The sequence below is a fragment of the Sabulicella rubraurantiaca genome, from assembly GCF_017355885.1.
Classification (GTDB): domain Bacteria; phylum Pseudomonadota; class Alphaproteobacteria; order Acetobacterales; family Acetobacteraceae; genus Roseococcus; species Roseococcus rubraurantiacus.
Window position 1 is genome coordinate 84904 of sequence record NZ_JAFEUU010000002.1, and the last position, 23381, is coordinate 108284.

Genomic DNA, 23381 nt, shown 5'->3' on the forward strand with positions numbered 1-23381 from the left:
TTGAGCCGGTTCCCAGGAACCGGCCGCAAGGGAATGTGGTTCGGAACGGCGGATGAGCGACCAGAACGATCAGGATGCGGCCAAGGGCCGGTTGAGCCTTCGCCCGGCGGGCCGCCTGGAGCTGAACAAGACCGTTGACGCGGGCAGCGTCCGGCAGAGCTTCAGCCATGGCCGCTCCAAGGTGGTGCAGGTCGAGGTGGTGAAGAAGCGCACCCCGGGCGCGGCCCCCGCCCCGACCGGCGGTGCGCGCCCGCCCGGCGGCTCCCCACGCGCCGTGCCGCCCGGCGGCAAGGCCCAGCCCCCTTCCCGTCCCGCGGGTCCCGGCGGCCGTCCGCTGACCGCGGCCGAGTTGGCGACGCGCCAGCGCGTGCTGGAGGAGCAGCGCCGCCTGGAGGCCCAGCGCGAGCGCGAGCAGCGCGAGCAGCAGGCTCTGATGCTGCGCTCCGCCGCCGAGGAGGCCGCACGCCGCGAGGAAGAGACGCGCCGCCGCGAGGAAGAGGAAGCGCAGGCCCGCGCCGAAGCGGAGGCTGCGGCCAAGGCCGCCGAGCGCGCGAAGCGTGAGGCCGAGGCTGAGGCGCGCCAGCCCCCCGCGCCGCAGCCCGCGCCCAAGCCCGCCGCTGCCGCGCCAGCTGCTCCGGCGGCTCCTGCCCCCGCGCCGGCCGAGCCCGCGCGCCCGCGCGTGACGCCGCTCGCGGCCCGTGCGCAGATGGCGCCGCTGCGCCAGACGCCCGCGCCCTCCGGCCCGTCCTCTCGCCTGTCCCTGACGCCCCGCGCCCGTGAAGGCGAGGATGATGACCGGCGCGGTCCCGCGCGCCGTCCGGGTGGTGGCCCCGGCGGCCCGGCCGGTGCGCGCCGTCCGGCGGGCCCGCCGCCGAAGAAGACCCCCCTCGCCGGCCCGCGCCGCGAGGGCCGGATCGACGTCAACGCCGCGCTGGAGGGCGAGGACGATCGTTCGCGCTCCATCGCCTCCATCCGCCGCGCCCGCGAGCGCGAGCGGCGGCAGGCCGAGCTGGCCCGGCTGCGCTCGGGCCAGGAGCGCGTTGTGCGCGACGTGGTGATCCCCGAGACCATTACCGTGCAGGAACTGGCGAACCGCATGGCCGCCCGTGGCGGCGAGGTGGTGAAGGCCCTGTTCCGCATGGGCGTGATGGCGACCCTTACGCAGAGCATTGACGCCGACACGGCGGAGCTGGTGGCGCAGGAATTCGGCCATCGCGTGAAGCGCGTCGCCGAGGACGACATCGAGACGGGTCTGGAAGGCGCGGTGGACGAGGAAGGGGAGATGCTCCCCCGCCCGCCTGTCGTGACCATCATGGGCCACGTCGACCACGGCAAGACCTCGCTGCTCGACGCGCTCCGCAAGACGGACGTGGCGGCGAAGGAGGCCGGCGGCATCACCCAGCACATCGGCGCCTACCAAGTTGAGGTGCCGGGCGGCCGCGTGACCTTCCTGGACACGCCGGGCCACGAGGCCTTCACGGCGATGCGCGCCCGCGGTGCCTCCGTCACCGACATGGTGGTGCTGGTCGTGGCGGCGGATGACGGCGTGATGCCGCAGACGGTCGAGGCCATCAAGCACGCCCGCGCGGCCGATGTCCCGCTGATCGTCGCGGTGAACAAGATCGACAAGCCAGGCGTGAACCTGGACCGCGTGCGCAACGAGCTGCTGCAGCACGAGGTCGTGGTAGAAAGCCTGGGCGGCGACGTGCAGGAGATCCAGGTCAGCGCGCTCAAGGGCACCAACCTCGACAAGCTGCTGGAAGCCATCCTGCTGCAGGCCGAGATCCTGGACCTGCGCGCCAATCCGGCCCGCGCCGGCGAAGGCACGGTGATCGAGAGCAAGCTGGACCGCGGCCGCGGCCCGGTGGCCACCGTACTGGTGCAGAAAGGCACGCTCAGCACCGGTGACATCGTCGTCGCCGGTTCCGAGTGGGGCCGCGTGCGCGCGCTGGTGGACGACAAGGGCCGCCCCGCCAAGGTCGCCGGCCCCTCCGCCCCAGTGGAAGTGCTCGGTCTGTCCGGCGTGCCGGGCGCGGGCGAGACCGTGCTGGCCGTGGAAAGCGAGGCCCGCGCCCGCGAGGTGAGCGAGTTCCGCCAGCGCAAGGCGCGTGAGAAGGCGGCGGCGGCGATGAGTGCCGGCCGCGGCACCCTCTCCGACATGCTGGCCCGCATCCAGGCGGGGCAGCAGAAGGAAGTGGCCGTCGTGGTCAAGGCGGACGTGCAGGGCTCGGCAGAGGCGATCAACGCCACCCTGTCCAAGCTCGGCAACGAGGAGGTGCGCGTGCGCGTGCTGCACTCGGCGGTCGGCCAGATCACGGAATCCGACGTGCAGCTGGCCAAGGCGTCCAACGCCGTGGTCGTCGCCTTCAACGTCCGCGCCACGGCGCAGGCGCGGGAGATGGCGCAGCGCGACGGCGTGGACATCCGCTACTACTCGATCATCTACCAGGTGCAGGACGACATCGAGGCGCTCTACAAGTCCCGCCTCGCCCCGGTGCAGCGCGAGAACTTCATCGGCTACGCGTCCATCCTGCAGGTCTTCGAGGTCAAGCGCCTCGGCAAGGTCGCCGGCTGCCGCGTGACCGAGGGCGTGGTGAAGCGCGGCTGCGGCGTGCGCCTGATCCGCGAGGGCGTCGTGATCCACGAGGGCGAGCTTTCGACGCTGCGCCGCTTCAAGGATGACGTGAAGGAAGTCACCAACGGCTACGAATGTGGCATGGGCTTCCGGAACTACGACGACATCCGCGTCGGCGACCAGATCGAGTGCTTCGAGACGGAGACCGTCGCCGCGGCTTAAGCCGCAGCAGTTTTCCCACCCTCAGATGCCGGGCGGCGGCTTCGCCGCCTGGGCTTTCGCGCCGCCACGGTTCCGTGCGCGGCGCGTTCAGCCTGGGCGCGCCGGCCGCTGTGCGGCCGGATTCTCACAGCGGGGTCCCAATCCCCGGAAGGAGTTCCCATGGCCAATAAGCGCCCCCATCACGATCCCTCCCAGGGCCCGTCCCAGCGCCAGCTTCGCGTGGCGGAGGAGGTGCGCCACGCCCTCGCCTCCGTGATCGAGCGCGGCGACTGGCAGGACGAGGCGCTGTGGGGCGTTCCCATCACGGTCACCGAGGTCCGTGCCTCGCCGGACCTCAAGCACATGACGGCCTTCGTCTCCGGCCTCGGCCGTGACCTCGCGCCCGACAAGATGGCGGCGCTCAAGGCGAACGCCCCCTGGCTGCGCCAGCAGGTGGCGCGGCGGGTGCGGCTGAAATTCGCGCCCGAGATCCATTTCCAGCCCGACACGGCGCTGGACCACGCGGTGCGGATGAGTGCGCTGATGCGTCAGCCCGAAATCGCGCGCGACCTTCAAAAGAAAGACGAGGACGGGGATGCGTAACTTCCGCCGCAAGCCCAAGGGCCGCCCCATCGATGGCTGGCTGATCGTGGACAAGCCCTCGGGCGTCGGCTCGACCGAGGTGGTGAACATCGCCAAGCGCGGCTTCCAGGCGCAGAAGGCGGGGCATGGCGGGACGCTGGACCCGCTGGCCACCGGACTCCTGCCCGTGGCGTTCGGGGCCGCGACCAAGACCGTCCCCTATGTGATGGACGGCACCAAGGTCTATCGCTTCACCTTGCGCTTCGGCGAGGCACGCGACAGCGACGACGCTGATGGGGTGGTGACCGAGACAAGCGACGCGCGCCCGACGGACGAGGCGATCCAGGCCGCCCTGCCCGCCTTCCGCGGCGACATCATGCAGGTCCCGCCGATCTTCTCCGCCATCAAGGTGAACGGAGAGCGGGCCTATGACCTGGCGCGTGACGGCGTGGCGGTGGAGCTGGATCCCCGTCCGGCGCGGGTGGACCGCTATGAGTTGATCGAGCGGCCGGACGCGGACACCGCCATCTTCGAGGTGCAGTCGGGCAAGGGCGTCTATATGCGCTCCCTGGCGCGCGACCTCGCGCGGGCTGTCGGCACGGTGGGCCATATTGCCGCCCTGCGCCGCACGCGCGTCGGCCCCTTCCACGAGAAGGACGCCGTGCCGCTGGACAAGATCGCCGCTTCGGGCGATACCCCGCCTCCTTCGCTGGACCTCCTTCTCCCGCTCGCGACCGCGCTGGCCGACATCCCGGCACTGGCCGTGTCGGAAGGGGAGGCCGCGCGTCTCGGCTTCGGCCAGGATCTGAGCCTGGTGGATTTCATGGGGCGCGTTCCGGACGCAGCCAACCCCGATGGGGGCTTGGTGCGCGTGACGGCGGCGGGGCGGTTCGTGGGTCTTTGTCGCCTGGAGGAAGGGCGGCTGCGCCCCGAGCGGCTGATGGCCCAGGCCTGAAGCGCGACGGACCGGTTTCGCACTCCAGACGCAAGGGACACACCCGATGTCGATCACTGCGGAGCGCCGCACGGCGCTCATCTCCGACTACGCCACCAAGCCCGGCGACACGGGCAGCCCCGAAGTGCAGGTCGCCCTGCTCTCCGAGCGGATCTCCAACCTGACCGAGCACCTGAAGACCCACGCGAAGGATTTCCATTCGCGCCGTGGCCTGCTGGTCCTGGTCGGCCAGCGCCGTGGCCTACTGGACTACCTGAAGAAGAAGGACCAGGGCCGCTACGAGGCTCTGATCGGCCGTCTCGGCCTGCGCCGCTAAGGCGTCTTCCCTGAAGGGACGGGAAAAGGGGGCTTAGGCCCCCTTTTTTCTGGCGCGCCGGAACACCCAGTAGAAGGGCGTCCGCCCTTCCCGCAGCGCCTTCTGCTCGTAGCGCGTCGGCGGCCAGCATTCGGGCCGCAGAGCGACGCAGCTGACCTGCTCGAAATGCCGCTGGTCGCGGAACGTCTCCATCACCCAGTCCTGATAGGTCGGATCGTCGCTGGCGATGCGCCATTCGGCGCCGGGCTTTAGCACCCGCGCGACCACCGGCAGCATGGCTGGATGGACGAAGCGACGCTTGGCATGGCGCGCCTTGGGCCATGGGTCCGGGAACATCAGGAAGAGACGCGACAGCGACGCGTCCGGCAAGGCCGCGATCAAATCGCGCGCATCCTGCGGCCACAGGAACAGGCGCGGCGGCAGCGGCGCCGACGCTTCCTCCCCATCGGGCACGAGGCGGGACAGGAGCGAGCATATTCCGTTCTCGAACACCTCGCTCGCCACCAGCGTCACCTCGGGATGCGCCTCGCGCTGCGCCAGCGCGTGCTCGCCGCCGCCGAACCCGACTTCCAGCCAGAGCGGATCGGGCAAGGGGCGTTGCGACGGGTCGAAGCGCAGCCGGGGCAGGGTTTCGGCCAGCAGCCTTTCCTGACGCGGCCGCAACGGGTGGCCGCGCCGGCGGCCATAGAGCCGCAGCGGGACGCCTTCGGGCAGGGTCATCCGGCTTCTCTCCCCAAAATAAGCGAAGGGCGGAACCGGGGTCCCGCCCTCCAACACCAGCCGGCACAACGCCGGGTCAGCAGGAACGCTGCGGCCTCAGCGGCCGAAGGCGCGCTTCAGCTCGTCCACCAGGTCGGTCTTCTCCCAGGTGAAGGTGCCCTTCTCCGCGTCCGGCGTGCGGCCGAAATGGCCGTAGGCCGCGGTCGGCACGTAGATCGGACGGTTCAGGTGCAGGTGCTCGCGAATGCCGCGCGGCGACAGGTTCACGAGCCCGTCGATCACCTTCGAAAGCTTCGTCTCGTCCACGTCTTTGCCCGTGCCGTGCAGGTCGAAATAGACCGAAAGCGGCTTGGACACGCCGATCGCGTAGGAGACCTGGATGGTGCACTTCTCCGCGAGGCCGGCGGCGACCACGTTCTTCGCCACGTAGCGCGCGGCATAGGCGGCCGAGCGGTCCACCTTGGTCGGATCCTTGCCCGAGAAGGCGCCGCCGCCATGCGGGGCCGCGCCGCCATAGGTGTCCACGATGATCTTGCGCCCCGTCAGGCCGCAATCACCGTCCGGCCCGCCGATCACGAAGGTGCCAGTCGGGTTCACGTAGAGCTCGGCATCCGGGCACATCCAGCCCTTGGGCAGGCTGCTCTCGATGATGGGCTTCACCATCGCCTTGATCTGCGCCTGGTCCATCCCCTCGACATGCTGGGTCGAGAGCACGACGGAGGTGGCGCCGACCGGCTTGCCATCCACGTAGCGCAGCGTGATCTGCGACTTGGCGTCGGGCAGCAGGCCGCGCACCGCCACGTCGTTGGCGCGGCGCATCTCGCTGATGCGGCGCAGGATCAGGTGCGCGTAGTAGAGCGGCGCCGGCATGAGGTCCGGCGTCTCGGTGCAGGCATAGCCGAACATGATGCCCTGGTCGCCCGCGCCCTCGTCCTTGTTGCCGGCGGCGTCCACGCCCTGGGCAATGTGGGCGGACTGGGCGTGCAGATGGCACTCGAGGTCGGCGTGGCGCCAGTCGAAGCCTTCCTGCTCGTAGCCGATATCGGCCACGGCCATGCGGGCCTTGTGCATCAGCAGCTCAGGCGTAATGGAGCCCGGGCCGCGCGTCTCGCCGGCGATGACGATGCGGTTGGTGGTGACCAGCGTCTCGCAGGCCACGCGCGCATAGGGGTCTGCCTCGAGGAAGGTGTCCAGCACGGTGTCGCTAATGCGGTCGGCCACCTTATCGGGGTGGCCCTCGGAGACGCTCTCCGAGGTGAACAGGTACTCGCCCTTGTCGCGCATGGCGTGGTTCTGCCTCTTGTCGCTTTGTTGGGTGGAACCGGACACCCCCGGTCGGAGCGCCTGCCGATGGCGGCGCGCCGCACCCCTTGGCAGGGTGCGGCCCGGGGGTCAAGGCAGGGTGAATCCTTCCGTGGGAATCGGAGTCCGACGGCCCGCCATCATCGCGGCCACCACGGCGGCGCTGCCCATGGCCAGGGTGAAGCCCAGCGAGCCATGTCCAACGTTCAGCCAGAGATTGGGCGCCGCCCGTGTCGGGCCGAGAATCGGCAGCCCGGTGGGGGTGGAGGGGCGTAGCCCCGCCCAGGGGCGGATCTCGCCCCAGTCGCTGGCGCCCGGGAAGGCGGCCCGGGCTTGGCGCAGCAGGGTCGTCAGCCGGCTTTCCTCGATGCGGCGATCATGGCCGACCAGATCGGCCATCCCGGCCACGCGCAGCCGCTTGCCGAGGCGCGCATAGACCACCTTGGCCGCGCTGTCGGTGATGGAAAGACGCGGGGCTTCCGATTCGTCCACCACGTCGAGGGTGAGGGAATAGCCCTTGAGCGGGTAGATCGGCAGGTCGAGTCCAAGCGGCCGCAGCAGCGGCCACGCCCCATTTCCCAGCGCGACGACGAAATGGTCGGCCTCGATCGGCCCCTGCTCTGTCGCCACGGCACGGATGCGCCCATCGGCACGGACGATCTGGCGGATGCGCATGCCGAGGCGCAGCGTCACCGCCGCGTTGCCGCGCGTCAGCCGCTCGGCCAGCGCCTCGGAGAATCGGCGCGCATCGCCGGCCTCCTCGCTTTCGGTCAGGATGCCGCCGGCGATGCGATGGGCGATGTGACGCAGCGCCGGCTCTGCCTCCAGGCATTCCTCGCGGGAAAGGGAGCGCTGCTGGCTGCCTAGCCGCGCCTGAAGCTCCATCTGGCGCCGCGCCCCCGCCATGCCTCCTTCATCCGGCTGCACCACCAGCTTGCCGGCGCGCGTGAAGTCGAAGTCCAGGTCCGGAAGCGCAACGGTCTCGCGCATCAGGTCGCGCGACAGGTAGGAGAGCAGCAGAAGGCGTCGCGTGGTTTGCTCCGCCGTTTCCGCATTGCAGGCGCGGATGAATTGCAGCAGCCACTTCCATTGATGCGGATCGGCTTCCGGCCGGAAGCGCAGCGGCCCGTCCGGGTCCATCAGCCAGGACGGCACCTTGCCCAGCACGCCCGGCCCGGCGAAGGGTGCGACATAGGAGTAGGAGAGCTGCCCGCCATTGGCGAAGGAGGCGCCCCGCCCCGGGGAGTGCTCCGCATCCAGCACGGTGACGCGCCAGCCTTCGGCGGCGAGGAGATGCGCGGTCGAGAGCCCCACGACCCCCGCGCCCAGGACCAGGACATGCATGGTGCCATGGTGCGGCGCGGCACGGCCGAGGTCCAGGGTGGCAGGCGTTTCCGCTGGCCCGAATAGGGCGCTAGACACGCGCCCATGGATGACGAAGCCCTCTGCGCCGAGATCGCCCGGCATTTCTGGTTCCACAGCATCGAACTGCGCCCCGGCATCGTCACGCCCGGCCTCAAGACGCCCGAGATCATGCGGGCGGAGGAGGAGGTACTGCTGGGCTCCTTCGACCTGTCCGGGCTTTCCGTGCTCGATATCGGCGCCTGGAATGGCGGCTTCTCCTTGGCGGCGCTGCGGCGCGGCGCTGGACGCGTGCTGGCGACGGACAGCTTCACCTGGGACGCGCCGCATTTCCGCGGCCGCGAGACCTTCGACCTCGCCTGCGCCGCCTCCGGCCTCCGGCCCGAGGCGCGGCACCTGGACCCGACCGAGCTGCCGGCCGGGCTCGAACCCTTCGACCTCGTGCTGTTCCTGGGCGTCTTCTACCACCTGCGCGACCCGATCCCGGTCGTGGAGGCGCTGGGGCAGGTGACGCGGCAGGTGTTGCTGCTGGAGACGCATCAGGACGCGCTGGAGGAGAAGCGCCCGGCCATGATCTTCTATCCAGGCGACGAGCTGGTGGGCGACGCGACGAATTGGTGGGGGCCGAACCCGCCGCTGATCCTGCACCTGCTGCTCCAGGCCGGGTTCGACCGGGTGATGCACCGCCCGCACCCGATCTTCGGTGCCTCGCGCGGACTCTATGCCGCCTTCCGGCCAGGGGCCTCCCCTGCCCTGCGCGATGCCCTTCCCGCTCCATGGGCGGAGATGTCGCCCGCTTGAAGCCCGAAACCTTCGACGTGGTAGTGCTGGGGGCCGGCGCCGCCGGGCTTTATTGCGCTGCCACGGCGGGGCAGCGCGGGCGGCGCGTGCTGGTGCTGGACCATGCGCCGGAGCCGGGAAAGAAGATTCTGATCTCCGGCGGTGGGCGCTGCAACTTCACCAACCTCCACGGCGCCGACCCGGCACGCTACCTGTCGGGCAACCCGCGCTTCGCCCGCTCCGCCCTCGCCCGCCACACGCCACAGGATTTCCTGGCGCTGGTCGAGCGGCACCGCATCCCCTGGCACGAGAAGACGCTTGGGCAGTTGTTCTGCGATCGCTCCGCGCGCGACATCCTCGGCCTGCTCCTAGACGAATGCGCGGCGGGCGGGGTGAATCTGCGCTGCGGAGTCCGCATTACAGCGCTGGAGCGGGCGGAGCGCTTCCGCGTGGAGACCGACCGCGGCAGCTTCGAGGCGCCGTCCCTGGTGCTCGCCACCGGAGGCCCCTCCATCCCGAAGATGGGCGCGACCGGATTCGCCGCCGAGGCCGCGCGGCGCTTCGGCCTGCGCGTCACCCCCCTGCGCCCGGCTCTGGTGCCGCTGCGCTTCGAGGGCGCGTCGCTCGACCTCATGCAGCCCCTGTCGGGCGTTTCGCTGCCTGTCCGCGCCGCCTGCGACGGGGCACGCTTCGAGGAAGCGCTGCTCTTCACCCATCGCGGCCTGTCGGGCCCCGCCATCCTGCAGGTGTCGTCCTATTGGCGCGAAGGAATGCCGCTCGCGCTCGACCTGCTGCCGGGACTCGATGCGCGGGACTGGCTGCTTTCCGCTAAGCGAAGCCAAGGGCGCAGCGAGACGCGCACCCTGCTCGGCACGCGCCTGCCGGCGCGACTCGCCGCCGCGCTGGCCGAGGGAATGGGCCGCCTCGCCGACCTGCCTGATCGCAGCCTCGCGGCGCTGGCCGCGCGGCTGTCGGACTGGCAGCTCGTTCCCTCCGGAACCGAAGGCTATGCGAAGGCCGAGGTGACGCTGGGCGGCGTGGACACGGCAGAATTGTCGCAGAAGGACATGCAGGCGCGCGCTGTGCCAGGGCTGTTCGTGGTCGGCGAGGCGGTGGATGTGACCGGCTGGCTCGGCGGCTATAATTTCCAGTGGGCGTGGAGCAGCGGGCGGGTGGCCGGCCTCGCGGCGTGACGCGCCGGGCCAATCCATGCGAGAGTGCATGGAACCCACCTTCGCAACCGCTGGTCTCCTTTGCCCCTCGTTCTTCGCGCCCTCCTGCTGCTGCTCGTCGCCTTGATTCCGGCTGCACTGGTGCAGGTCTGGATAGAGCGCGAGGCCCGTGAGGCGCGGGCGGGGCAAGTGGGCCAGCAGGCAATGCGCCTGGTGCGCCTCGTCGCCTCGCAGCAGATCCGCACGTTGGAGGGCGCGCAGCAGGTTCTCGCCGCCATGGCCGCGCACCGCGCCGTGCAGGCGCTGCGGCCCAGCGAGGAATGCGACGACTTCCTGCGCGGCGTGCTGCAAAGCTACACGCGCTACACCGTCGCCAATGTCTTCGACCTGAACGGCGACTCGGTCTGCTCGCCCTGGCCGGAGGAGATGCGGGGCGTCAACGTCCGCGACCGCTGGTATTTCGATGAGGTTATCCGGACGCGGAGCTTCGTGATCGGCACCTATGGCACGGGCCGGGCCAGCCGCGCCCCAAGCGTCCATCTCGCCACCCCTCTGTTCAACGACGCGGGAGATGTGCAGGCGGTGATGGTGCTGGGCCTGTCGGTGGATTGGCTGGTCCGCGACCTCCTGTCGCTGGAACTGCCGGAGGGCTCCTCCTCCACCATCGCGGATCGCGAGGGAACGATCCTGGCCCGCTCGCGCGATCCGGAGAGTTTCGTGGGGCGGCGCATGCCGGCCTTCGCCATGGCGCTGCTGAACCGGCCGGAACCGGGCATCGTCGACGCACCGGCGCTGGACGGGGTTCGCCGCATTGCCGCCTACCTGCCGGTCCACGTGGCGCCGGAGGGCCTGTTCATCACCATGGGGCTCGAAGTCGACCGGGTGCTGCGCGATGCGGCAGCGCGGGACCGGCGTTCCGTGGCGCTGATCCTCGGCTCGCTCCTGCTCACCTTCGCGCTGTCCCTCGCCGCCTTCGGGGCGGCGGTGCAGCGTCCGGTCCGGCGCCTCCTCGCCACCGCGCGACGCTGGGGACGGCAGGACTGGAATGCACGGGTCGGGCCAATCAAGGGCGGGCGGGAATTCGCTCGCCTCGCTTCCGCCTTCGACGCCATGGCCGCCGAGGTCCAGGCCCGCGAGGCCGCTCGGGCCGAAAGCGAGAGCCGCCTTTCCGCCCTGCTCGACCTGTCGCCGCAGATCGTCTTCACCGCCGACCCCCACGGCCACATCACCTGGATCAACCGGTTCTGGCACGAATACACCGGCCAGCCGCAGGGCTCGGGACTCGGCGCCGGCTGGGCCGCGCCCATCCACCCCGACGACCGCTCCCGCGCCGGCGAGGCCTGGATGACCGCCGTCGCGCGGGCCGGCACATCCGATACGGAATTCCTCCTGGAGAAGCGCCTCTTCCACGCCGCCAGCCGCACCTATCGCTGGCAGGTGGTGCGGGCCCGCCCGCTGCGCGACATGGCTGGCGTGACGGTGGGCTGGATCGGCATCGCCGTGGACACGCACGAGCTCCGAGAGGCCCAGGCCCAGGCCGAAGCCGCGGCCCGTCGCCTTCGCGCCACCTATGAGAGCGCGCCTGCCGGGCTGGCCCTGCTGAATCGCGACCTGCGCTTCATCGCGGCGAATCGCCGCCTCGCCGCGCTCGATGGCAAGGACCCGGGCGAATACGTGGGCCATACGCCGGAGGAGCTGGGACTCGCCCTCGCCCCGCAGATCATGCCCCTGCTGCGCTCCGTCGTGGAAAGCGGCGAGGCGCATGAGGAGGTGGAGGTCACGCTGGACACTGAGCGCGGGCGCCGCTTCCTGCTCTGCGGCTTCCGCCCCGTCTATGACACCAGCCCGGCCGCAGCCGCCGTCACCGCCGCCGTGCTGGACATCACCGCCCGCAAGCGCGCGGAGGAGGTGGAGCGCCTCCTGTTGCGAGAGGTGGACCACCGCGCCAAGAATGCCCTGGCCGTCGTGCGTTCCCTGGCGCGCCTGTCCCTGGCCGAGCGCCATGGCAGCGCCGAGGCGGTGGTGGAGGCGCTGGAAGGCCGGATCTCGGCGATGGCGCGGGTCCACACGGTCCTGGCACGCGAACGTTGGGCCGGCGCCGAGCTGGGTGAACTCGTGCGCAGCGAGCTGGAGCCCTATGGCGACGCCGCGCTGGCCGAGGGGCCGCCGATCCGCCTGTCCAGCGATGCCGCACAGCCCTTGACGATGGTCCTGCACGAGATGGCGACCAACGCAGCGAAATATGGCGCGCTTTCCGTCGAGACCGGCCAGGTCCTGGTGCGCTGGCGGCGTGGCGCGGATCGCGGTGTCATCCTCACCTGGGAAGAGCGCGCGGGCCCTGAGCTGTCCGGCACGCCGCCCTCACCCGGTTTCGGCTCCCGCCTCATCGAAGCGAATGTGAACGGGCCGCTGGATGGCGAGGCGGATTTCCGTTGGGAGAAGGAGGGGCTGCGCGCGACGCTGCGGATCGCGCGCGAAGCGACGCTGCCCGACCACAAGGGCGCGGGCTGACGCGTCAGCGTCCCGGCGTCACTGCGCCGCCTCGGCCTTGGGCTGCGACTCGTCCTCCTCCGAGTCCTCCGCCGGAAGGAACGGGCGGGCCTCCTCCAACAGGCGCGGCAGCTCGGTCAGCCAGGGACCCAACGAGGCGGAGGAAACGGCCTGCTCCGCCTCATCGGTCACGGCGAAGAGGATGGCGCGCGGCGCCAGTTGCCGCGCCGCGCGCAGGGCACGCCAGAGGCGCGGCCTTCCCGCACCCGATGCCATCACCAGCACCGCGAGGTCGGCACGGCGCGGCTCCAGCGTCACGCAATGCCCCTCCTCCACCAGGGCGAGGCCCACTGCTGCCGCGGCGGCATGATCCAGCGCCCCGGCCATGGGACGCACGACGATGTGAGGATCGGCCGCCTCCTCGCCCCGCTCCTCCAGCACCCGGAGCAAGGTGCGCGACGCGCGCAGCGCCAGGGCGGGGCCAAAGCCCTCGTGCCGGCGGTCCGACTCCACCTGGGCGATGGCGGGGAAGACGAACCTGTTGAGCGCGTCGCCCAGATTCTCCGAGGAGGCGTGGCGGTCGAAGACCATTCCTGCCCCGTCCGCGTCGCCGGCCAGCAGGCGCTGGTAGAACCGCGCCTGCGGCTCCAGCGGCGGGCTGTCGCCCAGCAGGACGTCCAGGAATCGGAAGCCCGGCACGTGGCGCCCGACGATCACGATGCAGGCCGTCAGCGCGGGGGCGAGGATCAGGCCGAGCGGCCCCCACAGCACCGCCCAGAATCCGGCGGCGAGCACGAGGGCGATCGGCGTCACGCCGATGGAGTGACCGTAGAGCCAGGGCTCCAGCACATAGGTCACGAGGCCGTCCACGATGAGGAACAGCCCCACCACACCGAACACCGCCCACCACCCTTCCGTGGTGGCGAAGGCGAGGATGATGGGGAAGAGCACGGAAAGCGGCGCGCCGAGATAAGGGATGAAGCGCAGCGTGAAGCACAGCGCGCCCCAGAGCGGGGCATTCGGCAGGCCCAGCATCCACAGCCCGATGCCCATGGAGGCGCCGAACACCGCGTTCATCATCACCTGCATGAGCAGGAAGCGGCCGACGCGGTCCGTCGCGTCCAGCATGGCGTTGGTGGTGCGGTGCAGGTCATGCGTCCCGGCGAGGCGCAGCACGCGGTCGCGCAGATCCTCGCGATACACGAGCAGGAAGGCCATCAGCAGCAGGGTGATCAGCACCGTGGCGACGGGCGCCATCACCATGTGCAGCGCACCCAGCATGGTGGCGAAGGGCGAGGACGCTCCGGCGGCGACGGCGACCGTGGCCGCCGGGCTCTCGCTTGGTGGGGCAAGCGCAGCCGAGAGCCGTTCGAACAGCGCCATCACCCCCTGGATCGGGCCGGAGGTCTGGGTCAGGGCGACGAGCTTCTCCCGCACCGTGGTTTCATAGGAGGGAAGCTCCCCCGCCAGGGTCAGTGCCTGCGACACCACCGTCCACAGCACGCCGGAAATCAGCCCCAGCAGCAGCAGCATGACCGCCAGCACGGCAACCACACGCGGCACGCCGTGCTTCTCCAACCAGTTGCCGATCGGCAAGGCCGCGATGGTCAGCAGCAGGGCCAGGGCCAGAGGGGCCAGGATGTCCCGCCCGAGCCACAGCACCGCTACGACCCCCGCGACGATGAGGAGCCTCTGTGCAAGATCGGTGCGCGATGGAACGGTAAAATGGGTCTGGAAGGGTGCCATGAGTCCTCCGGCCTCGCTGCAACGCGGCGCCGCGCGCGGGCGTTGCTGGCCCGGAATTGACATTCAGTTCATAGGAGGCATGGGATGTCCGGCAAGAACGAAGGCGTGACCGAAGGTCTGAAGGGCTTCCTGGCGGACACCTACGTGCTCCTCGCCAAGACGCAGGCCTGTCACTGGAATGCGCGCGGCAAGAACTTCTATGGCCTCCACAAGCTGACCGAGGAACAATACCAGGAGCTGTTCCAGGCGGTGGACGACATCGCGGAGCGCATCCGCGCCCTGGGCGGCGACGCGCCGGTCTCGCTGGCCGACATGCTGGGCCTCGCCAGCCTCGACGAGGCCAAGGAGGTGCACGCGACGGATGAAGCAGTGCGCCTCCTCACGGCAGATAACCGCTCCCTGGCGGAGCGGGCGAAGGAACTCGCCCTCGACGCCGACGAGGCGGATGACCTCGCCACTGCAGACATGCTGACTGAGCGCGTGCAGGTGCATGAGAAGGCGGCATGGCTGCTCTCCAGCCACGTCACCTGAAACCCCTGGGGCGGCGAGCCCGTTTCAAAGTCACCCAAGCAAGGAAGCGGATGATGGACACCCCCACCACCTATGGCGACCTGCGGAACACCGCGGAAGACAAGGCACGCGACCTGGGCGGCAAGGCGCAGGACATGGCCAACGACATGTCCGAGAAGGCCCAGGGCTTGGCTCGGGACGTGGGCGACCGCGCCCAGAATCTTGCCGATGATGCCCGTGCCGAGCTCGCGGCGCTTCGCGAGAAGGTCGAAACGCTGATGAGCGAACGGGTCACGCCCGCGCTGACCCAGGCGGCTGACCAAGCCGAGGCAACCATGAACGCGGCGCGCACGCATCTGCGGGATGGCAGCGAGCGGATCGGCGAGCGCGTGCGCGAGCAGCCGCTGCTGGCCCTCGCCCTTGCGGCCCTTGCCGGCTTTATCGTTGCGGCGCTGGTCCGTCGCTGAGTGACAACAGGGAAACGCGAAAGGAACACGGGAATGCAGACCAAGCACACGCTGGGCATGACGATCCTGGCGGGAGCCCTGGTGGCGCCGATGCTGGCTTTCGGCCAAGCGGCCAACCAGTCCACCACGGCGCCGGGCACCGCGCCCGACACCACCATGTCGCGCCAGCCGGACGGCACGCCGGGCAACCCGCCGGGCACCGCCGCCACACGCGCCCTGGACCGCGCCGCCGGCACCAACACCTCGGGCGCCTTCCCGCAGAACTCGGACGGCACACCGAACAACCCGCCGGGCACGGCGGCCAGCCGCGCGGCGGACCGGGCGGGTGACGCGGCGCGCGACGGTACCCGCAACACCACGACCACCGGCACCACGGGCAGCACCGGCACCGTCCAGCACGGCCACACTGGCTCCTCGGCCATGGGCACGATGGGCAGCAGCACCACGGCGACGCCGGCCCCCGGCGCCACGACCGATGGCCGCGCCAACGTCTCCACCACCGCGGCCGGTGCCGCGGGTGCGCTTGGCACGGCGGGCGGGCTGCTGGCGGAGCGGCAGCGCATGAGCCAGATCATCGGCTCGCGCGTTTACAACGACCGCAACGAGAGCATCGGCGAGGTGGACGACATCGTCGTCACCGGCAACCAGCCGACGGCGATCATCTCGGTCGGCGGCTTCCTAGGCATCGGCGCCCGCCTCGTGGCCGTGCCGATCTCGGACCTGCAGTGGAACCAGGAGCGCGAGCGGATCATGCTGCCCGGCGCGACGAAGGAACAGCTGCAGAACCGGCCGGCCTTCGACTACAGCAGCCTGCGCCGCTCCTGATCGGGGTGGCTTAACATGGGGGCGGCGCGTCAGCGCCGCCCCTTTTCCATGTCCGCGACCCCGGAAGGTGAGCCGTGTCCGACCTCGCCATCGCCGCTGAACGCCGCCCCGGTATCCTGCGCCGCGCCTATGCGGTCGCGACATCGGACAAGATCTCGCTCACCTCCGCGGGCTGCGCCTTCTACGCCATGCTGGCGCTGTTTCCGGCCCTCAGCCTCGCCATCTCCATCTACGGCATGGCCTTCGACCCGGTGACGGTGGAGCCGCAGCTGGAAATCCTGCGCCGCGTCCTGCCGGAGAGCACCTTCTTCCTCATCGCCACGCGCGTGCATGAGTTGGTTTCGACCCCGCGCCCCACGCTGGGCATCGGCCTGGGCGTCAGCCTGCTGATCGCGCTGTGGTCCGCCTCGGCCGGGGTGCGCTCGCTGATGGCGGCGCTGAACCTCGCGCATAACCAAGCGGAGGAGCGCGGCGCCTTCGCCTTCTACGGCACGGCGCTGATGATCACGTTCGGCGCGATCCTCGCGGTGGTGGTGGGCATCGCCCTGCTGGTCGGACTTCCGCAGGTCCTGGACTTCGTCGGGCTCGACGAGTTCACGGCACTGCTGGTGCGCGCCGCCTCCATGGTGCTGCTGCTGGGCGCGGTGCTGATCGCGGTCAGCATCCTTTATCGCTTCGGCCCAGCGCACCCGCCGGAGGGTTGGCGCCTCTTCAGTGCCGGAGCCTTCGCCGCGACGCTTCTCTGGGCGATCGCGAGCGCGCTCTTCTCCTTCTACGTCAGCAACTTCGCGGGATACGACGCGACTTATGGCCCGCTAGGCGCCGCGGTGGCGCTGCTGATGTGGTTCTATGTCAGCACTTATGTCGTGCTGCTCGGCGCCGAGCTGAACGCGGAGATCAGCCGCTCCTCCGCATGAACCCGGCGCCGCATGAGATTCAGCTCAGAACGCCGAAGATCCACAGCAAGATGATGATGGGGATGGGGATGCCGATCAGCCACAAGAGGATGCCGCGCACGCTTCGTCTCCTTTGCTGGAATGGGCAGGATGCCCATGGCGCGGGAACGTCGCCTGCGCTGGCGGGGTTTCCGCAACCGCAATCTTCCGGAGGCGTTCGATTGGCACCCGAAAGGGTTGACTTCATCAGGAAGGATAAGCTGATGCGAAACCTGCTTCTGCTGCCGGCTGCCGTGCTGGCCCTCGGTGTCACCGCCTGCGCCGACACGCGCGATGGAACCCGGGGCAACCCGCCGGGCACTGAAGCGACGCGCGCCCTCGACCGTGCAGCCGGCACCAACGTTTCCGGCGCCTATCCTGGCCAGTCGGACGGCACGCGTGCGAACCCGCCGGGCACCGAGGCGACCCGCGCCTTCGACCGCGCTGCCGGCACCAACACCTCGGGTGCCTATCCTGGCCAGTCCGACGGCACGGCGGCGAACCCGCCCGGCACGGCCACGAGCCGCGCCGTGAACCGCGCGACGCGTTCCACCCGCTGACGCGAACGGGGCCGGACCGGCACTCGCCGGCCCGGTCCCATCCTCCCATACGGGCATGAAGGCCGCACTCCTCCTCAATCCGCTCTCTGGCCGCCTGTCCCGCATGGAAGCGCCCCGTGCCGCCATCGAGGCCGCAATGCACGAGGCTGGATTCATCCCTGTTCCCATTCCCGACGGCACGCTCGACGAACAATGGGACGCCGCGCGCGAGGCCGGCGCCGAAGCCATGTTCATTGCAGGCGGCGACGGGACGCTGCGCGCCTTCGTGACCCGGCTCATCGCGGCGCGGCTGCCCTGCGCCCTGCTGCCGGGCGGAACAATGAACCGGGTCTGCCTGCGCCTCGGCCTGCCTGAGGATCCGGTGGAGGCCGCCCGCCTCTACCGCCCCCTTCCGCCCGAAGGAATGGATGTCGGTTCCGTGAATGGCGAGCCGATGCTCTACCAGAGCATCGTCGGGCGCCCCGCCCGCCTCTTGCGTTTCCGCGAGATGCAGCGTGCCGGCGGATCCTGGTGGCCGCTTCTCGTCACGGTCTGCCGCAACCTGTTCCGCCCGCCCTGGCGCGACGTGATCGTGCCGCTGGCCCCGGCCACGCGCGCCACCGGCCTCGCCGCCGTGGTGACCATGCCGGCGCCCGGCGATGGGCCGAGCCTGACCTTGCAGCTGATCCAGCCCGCCGGACCGGGAAAGCGGCTGCGGCTGGCTTGGCGCTGGTTCCGCGGCCGGCTGGCCGAGGATGCTTCCGTCATCACCCTGCACGGGTCGCGCTTCGCCGTGCATGGGCGCGCACGCCTGCTGCGCGTGTCGCTGGATGGGGAGATGCGAGTCCTGATGCCGCCGCTGCGCTTTCGCCTCATCCCGCTCGCCCTCGCTGTGCTGCCGCGCGCATGATCCGCTTGGCCTTCCTGTCCGATCTGCATTTCGGCGAAGGCACGCTGAAGGCCGAGCAGGCGCTGGTGGAGGACCTCCTCGCCGCCGATCCCGCCGCCGTGCTGGTGGGTGGCGACCTGACGCGCCGCGCCCGCGCCCGCGAGTTCGCGGCAGCGCAGCGCTTCCTGGCGCGGCTGGAGCGGCCTGTGCTGGTGGTTCCGGGCAATCACGACATCCCGCGCGGCGACCTCTGGGCGCGTTTCACCTCGCCCCGCGCCGCCTGGGCGGAAGCGGGGCTTCCCGTGGCCGATGGCGAGCTGGTGATCGGCAACTGGGCCATCCTTGGCCTCGATACGGTGCGGCGGATGCAGAAGCATCTCGACTGGTCGGCGGGTGGCGTGTCCCGCGCGCAGCTCGCCTCCCTTCCGGCGCGCGTCGCGATGATCGGCGAGCGGCGGCGGCTGGTGCTGTGCCACCATCCGCTGCGCCACCCGATGGGGCTGACGGGGCGGGAGCGCCCGCGCCGCGCCGACGTCGCCCTGGAATTGCTGGCACGGCTGGGAGTGGAGGCCGTGCTGTCGGGCCATCTCCACATCGCAGCGCGCATCGCCGGGAAGCCGGAGCAGGTGCTGGCCCCCACCGCGCTTTCGCCGCGCACGAAGGGGTCGCCCATGGGATGGCTGAAGCTGACCCTGGATGACGGCCCGCTGAATATCGAGGCGCATGAGGCGACGGAGGAAGGTTGGCGGGTGCGGCCCCTCTAGCGCGGATCCAGGGCGCGCAGCCCGCCTTCCAGCGCGATGCGCACCGCCTCCGGCAGGCTCGTGGCACCGATCTTCGCCATGGCGTTGAGGCGGAATCTTTCTACGGTGCGTGGGCTCAGACCCAGCTCGCGCGCGATCTCCTTGTTCTGCCACCCGCCAACGACATGGCGCAGCACCTCCGCTTCCCGAGCGGAAAGCCTGCCGAGCCGACTGGAAGCCTCCGTCGCCTCCGCACCGGCCGAATGCGCCTGTCCCTGGGCGAGCGCCGCCACGACGCAGCGCAACAGCGCATCGGTCGAGAAGGGTTTCTCGATCAGGTCACAGACCCCGGCCTTCACCGCCTCGACCGCCAGGGCCACGGAGGCATAGGCGGTCATGATGACCACGGAATGCAGGAAGCCGTGCTGCACCATCTCGCGGTGGATGCCGAGGCCGCAGGCTCCCGGCATCCGGATGTCGAGCAGCACGCAGCCGCGCAGCAGCGCCTCGGCCAGGCGCAAGAAGGCGGCTCCGTCTGGAAAGGTCCTGACGTGGCAGCCCGCATCCTCGAGCAGGAGCGCGACGGATGCGCGCACCGCCGGGTCGTCATCCACCACGTAGCAGGCACCGAACGTCCCGGTCATCCGCTGCTCCGTTGGGTCGAAGGCCGAACGCGCGGCAGCGCCGAACGGAAGCAGGGGTTGCCGGCCGCTTCTCCCGTGCTGCTACGGATGCCGTCGTGGCGCGCGACTTCCCGACTTGAAGGCCGGACACGAGACGGAGTTCGGTCATCCCGCGCGACGCGGGAGGAGCAGGAGCGGATGCCGCATCACGAAAGCAACCGCTTGGTCGAGCCCCTTCGCGGGGGCCGCCCTTTCTCATGCGGTCAGCGCAGCGCCTTCGCCATCCGGTCCAGCCCGTCCAGCGTCATGGGGAACATCCGGTCCTCGAGGATGCGGTTGATCAGCATGACGGTGCGCGTGTAGCTCCAGTGCGCCTCAGGCACCGGGTTGATCCAGCCGACGCGGCGGAAATGCGCGCAGATGCGGCGCAGCCACACCTCGCCCGCCTCCGCGTTCCAGTGCTCCACGCTGCCGCCGGGCTCGATCAGCTCATAGGGGCTCATGCTCGCATCGCCGACGAAGACCACGCGCCAGTCGGGGCCATAGGTGCGCAGCACCTCCTCCGTCCGGATCAGGTTCTCGGAACGACGGGCATTGGTCTTCCACAGACGCTCATAGGGGCAGTTGTGGAAGTAGAGGTGAACGAGGTGCTTGAACTCGGAGCGCGCGGCGGAGAAGAGCTCTTCGCTCGCGCGGATGTGGTCGTCCATCGAGCCACCGATGTCGAGCAGCAGCAGCACCTTCACGGCGTTGCGGCGCGGCGGCTGCATCCGCAGGTCCAGCGTGCCGGCGTTGCGTGCCGTGGCGCCGATGGTGCCGGCCATGTCCAGCTCATCCGCCTCGCCCTGGCGGGCGAAGCGGCGCAGGCGGCGCAGGGCGAGCTTCATGGCGCGGGTGCCGAGTTCGGCATCGTCGGCGAGGTCGCGGAACTCTCGCTTGTCCCACACCTTCACGGCAGAACGGCGGCGCCCGCCTTCCTGCCCGATCCGTACCCCCTCCGGGTGGTCGCCATAGGCACCGAAGGGCGACGTTCCGGCGGTGCCGATCATGCGGCTGCCGCCCTGGTGGCGCTTCTTCTGCTCCTCCAGGCGCTGGCGCAGCAGGTCCATCAGCGCCTGGAACCCGCCCGCGCGCTCGATCGCCGCGCGCTCCTCCTCCGTCAGCATCTTCTCCGCCAGCTTGCGGAGCCATTCCTCCGGCAGGTCGCGGGTGATGAGTTCGCCGGTAATGGTGGTCTCGGGGAGAACGCCCTTGAAATGCTCGGCGAAGACGCGGTCGAAGCGGTCCATGTGCCGCTCGTCCTTCACCAGCGTCGCGCGGGCGAGGAAGTAGAAATCCTCCACATTGTACTCCGCCACCCCGGCCTTGGTGGCGCCCACCAGGGCGAGCCACTCGGTGAGGGAGCAGGGCAGGCCGGCGGCCCGCAGCTTGAGGAGGAAGGTGGCGAAAATCTCAGCGCCTCCCGCGATGGAGGAAGGCCAGCCGCTCCAGCAGATGCACGTCCTGCTCGTTCTTGAGCAGCGCGCCATGCAGCGGCGGCAGCGCGACCTTCATGTCGGCGGTGCGCAGCGCCTCGGGGGGCATCTCCTCCGCCATCAACAGCTTGAGCCAGTCCAGAAGCTCGCTCGTCGCGGGCTTCTTCTTCAGACCCTCCACCTCACGGAGGAGGAAGAAGGCGTTCAGCGCCTCGCTCGCCAGATCCTTCCTCACGTCCGGGTAATGCGCCTGGACGATGCGCTCCATCGTCTCCCGGTCGGGGAAGCGGATGAAGTGGAAGAAGCAGCGGCGCAAGAAGGCGTCCGGCAGTTCCTTCTCGTTGTTGGAGGTGATGACGACGATGGGGCGGTGCCGCGCCTCGACCGTCTCCCGCGTCTCGTAGACATGGAACTGCATGCGATCGAGCTCGAGCAGGAGGTCATTCGGGAACTCGATGTCGGCCTTGTCGATCTCGTCGATCAGCAGCACGACCGGCGTCTCGTGGGTGAAGGCCTCCCACAACTTGCCGCGGATGATATAGTTGCGGACGTCGCGCGCCCGCTCCTCGCCCAGCTGGCCGTCGCGCAGGCGGGCCACGGCGTCGTATTCGTAGAGGCCCTGCTGCGCCTTGGTGGTGCTCTTGATGTGCCATTCGATCAGCGGAAGGCCGAGGCCCTGCGCGATCTCCTGCGCCAGCACGGTCTTGCCCGTGCCGGGCTCCCCCTTCACCAGTAGGGGGCGCTGAAGGGTGACGGCGGCATTCACCGCGACCTCGAGGTCACGGGAGGCGATGTAGCGGCTGGTGCTCTGGAAACGGGCCATGCGGCATCTTTCCCTGTCCCGCTTTCTGCGCCAAGCACCCCCCCGACGCGTTCCGCGCCGGGCGGGCGCAGCCGGGATTCGCCATGGACGCCTATTTCCCCGCCCTGATCGCCCTTTCCATTGCGGGCTTCATCGAAACGCGCTCCTCCATCCCGGCGCTGCGCCCCAGCGACCCGGCCGCCGACCAAGCCTTCCGGATGCTGGGCCGCTTCGCCTTCACCATCTGGCTGGTGCTGCTGCTGTGGGGGTTCTGGAAGCTGCCCTGGTGGCAGCCCGCCGCGGGCTTCGTCGGCTCGCTGGCCGCCAATGCGCTGGTGCTTCAGGCCGGGCCCCGCCGCTCCTGGCCCGGCATCAGCATGGTCCTGTCCGTGCTGGGGATGTTCCTGGCCGCCGCCGTCTGGCTGATGAGCCGGACGGCCTGACCTCTTAGGCTAGCGCCGGGTGCTGCACCGGGCGCACCACCACCTCGGCGCCCGGCATCTCCTCCTCCACCGCCGCGGCAATCTCGCGCGAGGTGGCCGCTACCTCGGCAAAGGGAAGGTCGCCCCGGAAGCCGAGCGTCACCTCCACGTGGACGCGCCCGCCGGACTGGCGGGACCGGATGGAGCCCAGCGCGTCATAGCGGTCGAAGAAGCGTGACAGCACGCGGTTGATCGCGGCCTGGCGCGCCTCCGCCAAGGTGCGGTCCAGGAGGTCGGGCACGGTCTGGCGGAACAGGCCGGCGGCAATGACCACCATCACCGCCACCACCAGGAACCCGCCCGCCACGTCGGCATGGCGCGCCACTGCGGGATCGGAGACGAAGGCGGCGACCAGGATGGCAACTGTGACGAGGACAGAGACGATCAGCTTGCCCAGGCGCGAGCGGATCTGGCCCCGCATCACCACCGAGGCCCCATCCCGCCCGCTGCGCCACAGCGCCAGGAAGGCGACGGAGTTGAGCACGACATTCACCGCCGAAACGACGCCACCCATCAGCAGAAGCCCGGAGGAGCGCGGGGGCGGCGAGACGAGGTTGGAGATGCCGCGAAACAGCAGCCAAGCCGCGCCGATCAGCAGCCCAAGCGCGACCAGGAAATTGGCGAATTGCTCGACCTTGCCGGTGCCGTAGTCGTAGTCGTGCAGCGCGGCGCGATGGACCTGCCGCATCACGTAGAGGCTGTACCAGCCCAGCACCATGAGCAGCGCGCCACGCAGCGTCTCGGCGAGGACGGAGAGCGAGCCGGACAGCACGCCCACCGTCGTAAACACGACGAGGATGGAGGCGTCGGCGAGGAGGGCGAAGAGGAGCGACCGCTCGCGCGACCGCTCCGCTGGCGTGACCGTCACGGACATGCCGGCCCCTCCCCTC

At 70.3% G+C, this 23381-nt stretch carries 23 protein-coding genes; 15 read left to right on the top strand and 8 right to left on the bottom strand.

Features of this window, described 5'->3' with window-relative positions; all coding sequences use genetic code 11:
* Window positions 1–52 precede the first annotated feature (52 nt).
* The 4 genes from infB (at window position 53) to rpsO (ending at window position 4629) form a co-directional block, all read left to right on the top strand.
* Entirely contained in the window at window positions 53–2797 is a 2745-nt protein-coding gene (gene infB / locus JTJ31_RS04405; protein ID WP_207537408.1) for a translation initiation factor IF-2, read from the top strand.
* Between the two features lie 159 nt (window positions 2798–2956).
* Window positions 2957–3379 carry a 30S ribosome-binding factor RbfA gene (gene rbfA, locus JTJ31_RS04410; RefSeq protein ID WP_207537409.1) on the top strand — a complete coding sequence of 141 codons (423 nt, stop codon included), beginning with the start codon at window positions 2957–2959 and terminating at the stop codon, window positions 3377–3379.
* Entirely contained in the window at window positions 3372–4313 is a 942-nt protein-coding gene (gene truB / locus JTJ31_RS04415) for a tRNA pseudouridine(55) synthase TruB (RefSeq protein WP_207537410.1), read from the top strand. The genes rbfA and truB overlap by 8 nt, the downstream gene beginning before the upstream one ends.
* A 46-nt stretch (window positions 4314–4359) precedes the next feature.
* Window positions 4360–4629 carry a 30S ribosomal protein S15 gene (gene rpsO, locus JTJ31_RS04420; protein WP_207537411.1) on the top strand — a complete coding sequence of 90 codons (270 nt, stop codon included), beginning with the start codon at window positions 4360–4362 and terminating at the stop codon, window positions 4627–4629.
* Window positions 4630–4662: 33 nt separating this feature from the next.
* Here rpsO and trmB read toward each other — a convergent pair whose 3' ends face one another.
* The 3 genes from trmB to JTJ31_RS04435 form a co-directional block, all read right to left on the bottom strand.
* Window positions 4663–5349 (bottom strand): tRNA (guanine(46)-N(7))-methyltransferase TrmB, encoded by a 687-nt coding sequence (trmB, locus tag JTJ31_RS04425; RefSeq protein WP_207537412.1) that lies wholly within the window; start codon window positions 5347–5349, stop codon window positions 4663–4665.
* A 96-nt stretch (window positions 5350–5445) separates the two neighbouring features.
* The gene (metK, locus tag JTJ31_RS04430) at window positions 5446–6633 is read right to left on the bottom strand and encodes a methionine adenosyltransferase (RefSeq protein ID WP_207537413.1); all 1188 of its coding nucleotides are present in this window, start codon (window positions 6631–6633) and stop codon (window positions 5446–5448) included.
* Window positions 6634–6741: 108 nt separating this feature from the next.
* Entirely contained in the window at window positions 6742–8118 is a 1377-nt protein-coding gene (locus JTJ31_RS04435) for a D-amino acid dehydrogenase (RefSeq protein ID WP_207537414.1), read from the bottom strand.
* Between JTJ31_RS04435 and JTJ31_RS04440 the strand changes: the two genes are divergently transcribed.
* From JTJ31_RS04440 to JTJ31_RS04450, 3 genes are read left to right on the top strand one after another with little or no spacing between them, the layout of a single operon-like run.
* Window positions 8080–8814: a class I SAM-dependent methyltransferase gene (locus JTJ31_RS04440; protein ID WP_207537415.1), complete on the top strand. Its 735-nt coding sequence runs from the start codon at window positions 8080–8082 to the stop codon at window positions 8812–8814. The genes JTJ31_RS04435 and JTJ31_RS04440 overlap by 39 nt on opposite strands.
* On the top strand, window positions 8811–9986 hold the full coding sequence (locus JTJ31_RS04445; protein WP_236019886.1) for a BaiN/RdsA family NAD(P)/FAD-dependent oxidoreductase: 1176 nt from the start codon (window positions 8811–8813) through the stop codon (window positions 9984–9986). Before JTJ31_RS04440 ends, JTJ31_RS04445 begins: the two co-directional genes overlap by 4 nt.
* A gap of 60 nt (window positions 9987–10046) precedes the next feature.
* Window positions 10047–12476, top strand: coding sequence for a PAS domain-containing protein (locus JTJ31_RS04450; protein ID WP_207537417.1), 2430 nt, complete (start codon window positions 10047–10049; stop codon window positions 12474–12476).
* An 18-nt stretch (window positions 12477–12494) separates the two neighbouring features.
* Here JTJ31_RS04450 and JTJ31_RS04455 read toward each other — a convergent pair whose 3' ends face one another.
* A complete protein-coding gene (locus tag JTJ31_RS04455; RefSeq protein ID WP_207537418.1) occupies window positions 12495–14201 on the bottom strand; it encodes an AI-2E family transporter in 1707 nt (568 codons plus the stop codon).
* A gap of 84 nt (window positions 14202–14285) precedes the next feature.
* On the opposite strand from JTJ31_RS04455, the gene JTJ31_RS04460 reads away from it, so the two are divergent.
* From JTJ31_RS04460 to JTJ31_RS04490, 7 genes are all read left to right on the top strand, one after another.
* On the top strand, window positions 14286–14732 hold the full coding sequence (locus JTJ31_RS04460) for a Dps family protein (RefSeq protein WP_207537419.1): 447 nt from the start codon (window positions 14286–14288) through the stop codon (window positions 14730–14732).
* 53 nt (window positions 14733–14785) lie between these two features.
* Complete coding sequence (locus JTJ31_RS04465) at window positions 14786–15178, top strand: YtxH domain-containing protein (RefSeq protein ID WP_207537420.1); 393 nt, start codon at window positions 14786–14788, stop codon at window positions 15176–15178.
* 33 nt (window positions 15179–15211) lie between these two features.
* Window positions 15212–16003, top strand: a complete 792-nt coding sequence (locus tag JTJ31_RS04470) for a PRC-barrel domain-containing protein (protein ID WP_207537421.1) — start codon at window positions 15212–15214, stop codon at window positions 16001–16003.
* Window positions 16004–16077: 74 nt separating this feature from the next.
* Window positions 16078–16920 carry a YihY/virulence factor BrkB family protein gene (locus tag JTJ31_RS04475; protein WP_207537422.1) on the top strand — a complete coding sequence of 281 codons (843 nt, stop codon included), beginning with the start codon at window positions 16078–16080 and terminating at the stop codon, window positions 16918–16920.
* 242 nt (window positions 16921–17162) lie between these two features.
* Window positions 17163–17498, top strand: coding sequence for a hypothetical protein (locus JTJ31_RS04480; RefSeq protein ID WP_236019887.1), 336 nt, complete (start codon window positions 17163–17165; stop codon window positions 17496–17498).
* 55 nt (window positions 17499–17553) lie between these two features.
* The gene (locus JTJ31_RS04485; protein WP_207537423.1) at window positions 17554–18387 is read left to right on the top strand and encodes a diacylglycerol/lipid kinase family protein; all 834 of its coding nucleotides are present in this window, start codon (window positions 17554–17556) and stop codon (window positions 18385–18387) included.
* Complete coding sequence (locus tag JTJ31_RS04490) at window positions 18384–19130, top strand: metallophosphoesterase family protein (RefSeq protein ID WP_207537424.1); 747 nt, start codon at window positions 18384–18386, stop codon at window positions 19128–19130. The genes JTJ31_RS04485 and JTJ31_RS04490 overlap by 4 nt, the downstream gene beginning before the upstream one ends.
* Here the strand turns inward: JTJ31_RS04490 and JTJ31_RS04495 are convergent.
* The 3 genes from JTJ31_RS04495 to JTJ31_RS04505 all read right to left on the bottom strand — a co-directional run bounded on the left by JTJ31_RS04495 (window position 19127) and on the right by JTJ31_RS04505 (window position 22030).
* On the bottom strand, window positions 19127–19753 hold the full coding sequence (locus JTJ31_RS04495) for a response regulator transcription factor (RefSeq protein ID WP_207537425.1): 627 nt from the start codon (window positions 19751–19753) through the stop codon (window positions 19127–19129). The genes JTJ31_RS04490 and JTJ31_RS04495 overlap by 4 nt on opposite strands.
* Before the next feature lie 242 nt (window positions 19754–19995).
* The gene (locus tag JTJ31_RS04500) at window positions 19996–21111 is read right to left on the bottom strand and encodes a vWA domain-containing protein (protein ID WP_457852399.1); all 1116 of its coding nucleotides are present in this window, start codon (window positions 21109–21111) and stop codon (window positions 19996–19998) included.
* 73 nt (window positions 21112–21184) lie between these two features.
* Window positions 21185–22030 carry an AAA family ATPase gene (locus JTJ31_RS04505; RefSeq protein ID WP_207537426.1) on the bottom strand — a complete coding sequence of 282 codons (846 nt, stop codon included), beginning with the start codon at window positions 22028–22030 and terminating at the stop codon, window positions 21185–21187.
* 83 nt (window positions 22031–22113) lie between these two features.
* Between JTJ31_RS04505 and JTJ31_RS04510 the strand changes: the two genes are divergently transcribed.
* Window positions 22114–22452: a multidrug DMT transporter permease gene (locus JTJ31_RS04510; RefSeq protein WP_207537427.1), complete on the top strand. Its 339-nt coding sequence runs from the start codon at window positions 22114–22116 to the stop codon at window positions 22450–22452.
* A 4-nt stretch (window positions 22453–22456) separates the two neighbouring features.
* Here JTJ31_RS04510 and JTJ31_RS04515 read toward each other — a convergent pair whose 3' ends face one another.
* Window positions 22457–23365 carry a cation diffusion facilitator family transporter gene (locus tag JTJ31_RS04515; RefSeq protein WP_207537428.1) on the bottom strand — a complete coding sequence of 303 codons (909 nt, stop codon included), beginning with the start codon at window positions 23363–23365 and terminating at the stop codon, window positions 22457–22459.
* Window positions 23366–23381 lie beyond the last annotated feature (16 nt).

Bases quoted from the DNA above. Each gene is read 5' to 3' on its own strand.
- truB (WP_207537410.1), top strand. From the start codon at position 3,372: ATGCGTAACTTCCGCCGCAAGCCCAAGGGCCGCCCCATCGATGGCTGG.
- JTJ31_RS04495 (WP_207537425.1), bottom strand. From the start codon at position 19,753: ATGACCGGGACGTTCGGTGCCTGCTACGTGGTGGATGACGACCCGGCG.
- JTJ31_RS04465 (WP_207537420.1), top strand. From the start codon at position 14,786: ATGGACACCCCCACCACCTATGGCGACCTGCGGAACACCGCGGAAGAC.
- JTJ31_RS04490 (WP_207537424.1), top strand. From the start codon at position 18,384: ATGATCCGCTTGGCCTTCCTGTCCGATCTGCATTTCGGCGAAGGCACG.
- JTJ31_RS04510 (WP_207537427.1), top strand. From the start codon at position 22,114: ATGGACGCCTATTTCCCCGCCCTGATCGCCCTTTCCATTGCGGGCTTC.
- JTJ31_RS04435 (WP_207537414.1), bottom strand. From the start codon at position 8,118: ATGCCGGGCGATCTCGGCGCAGAGGGCTTCGTCATCCATGGGCGCGTG.
- JTJ31_RS04515 (WP_207537428.1), bottom strand. From the start codon at position 23,365: ATGTCCGTGACGGTCACGCCAGCGGAGCGGTCGCGCGAGCGGTCGCTC.
- rbfA (WP_207537409.1), top strand. From the start codon at position 2,957: ATGGCCAATAAGCGCCCCCATCACGATCCCTCCCAGGGCCCGTCCCAG.
- trmB (WP_207537412.1), bottom strand. From the start codon at position 5,349: ATGACCCTGCCCGAAGGCGTCCCGCTGCGGCTCTATGGCCGCCGGCGC.
- infB (WP_207537408.1), top strand. From the start codon at position 53: ATGAGCGACCAGAACGATCAGGATGCGGCCAAGGGCCGGTTGAGCCTT.
- JTJ31_RS04505 (WP_207537426.1), bottom strand. From the start codon at position 22,030: ATGGCCCGTTTCCAGAGCACCAGCCGCTACATCGCCTCCCGTGACCTC.
- JTJ31_RS04470 (WP_207537421.1), top strand. From the start codon at position 15,212: ATGCAGACCAAGCACACGCTGGGCATGACGATCCTGGCGGGAGCCCTG.
- metK (WP_207537413.1), bottom strand. From the start codon at position 6,633: ATGCGCGACAAGGGCGAGTACCTGTTCACCTCGGAGAGCGTCTCCGAG.
- JTJ31_RS04460 (WP_207537419.1), top strand. From the start codon at position 14,286: ATGTCCGGCAAGAACGAAGGCGTGACCGAAGGTCTGAAGGGCTTCCTG.
- JTJ31_RS04485 (WP_207537423.1), top strand. From the start codon at position 17,554: ATGAAGGCCGCACTCCTCCTCAATCCGCTCTCTGGCCGCCTGTCCCGC.
- rpsO (WP_207537411.1), top strand. From the start codon at position 4,360: ATGTCGATCACTGCGGAGCGCCGCACGGCGCTCATCTCCGACTACGCC.
- JTJ31_RS04440 (WP_207537415.1), top strand. From the start codon at position 8,080: ATGGATGACGAAGCCCTCTGCGCCGAGATCGCCCGGCATTTCTGGTTC.
- JTJ31_RS04480 (WP_236019887.1), top strand. From the start codon at position 17,163: ATGCGAAACCTGCTTCTGCTGCCGGCTGCCGTGCTGGCCCTCGGTGTC.
- JTJ31_RS04455 (WP_207537418.1), bottom strand. From the start codon at position 14,201: ATGGCACCCTTCCAGACCCATTTTACCGTTCCATCGCGCACCGATCTT.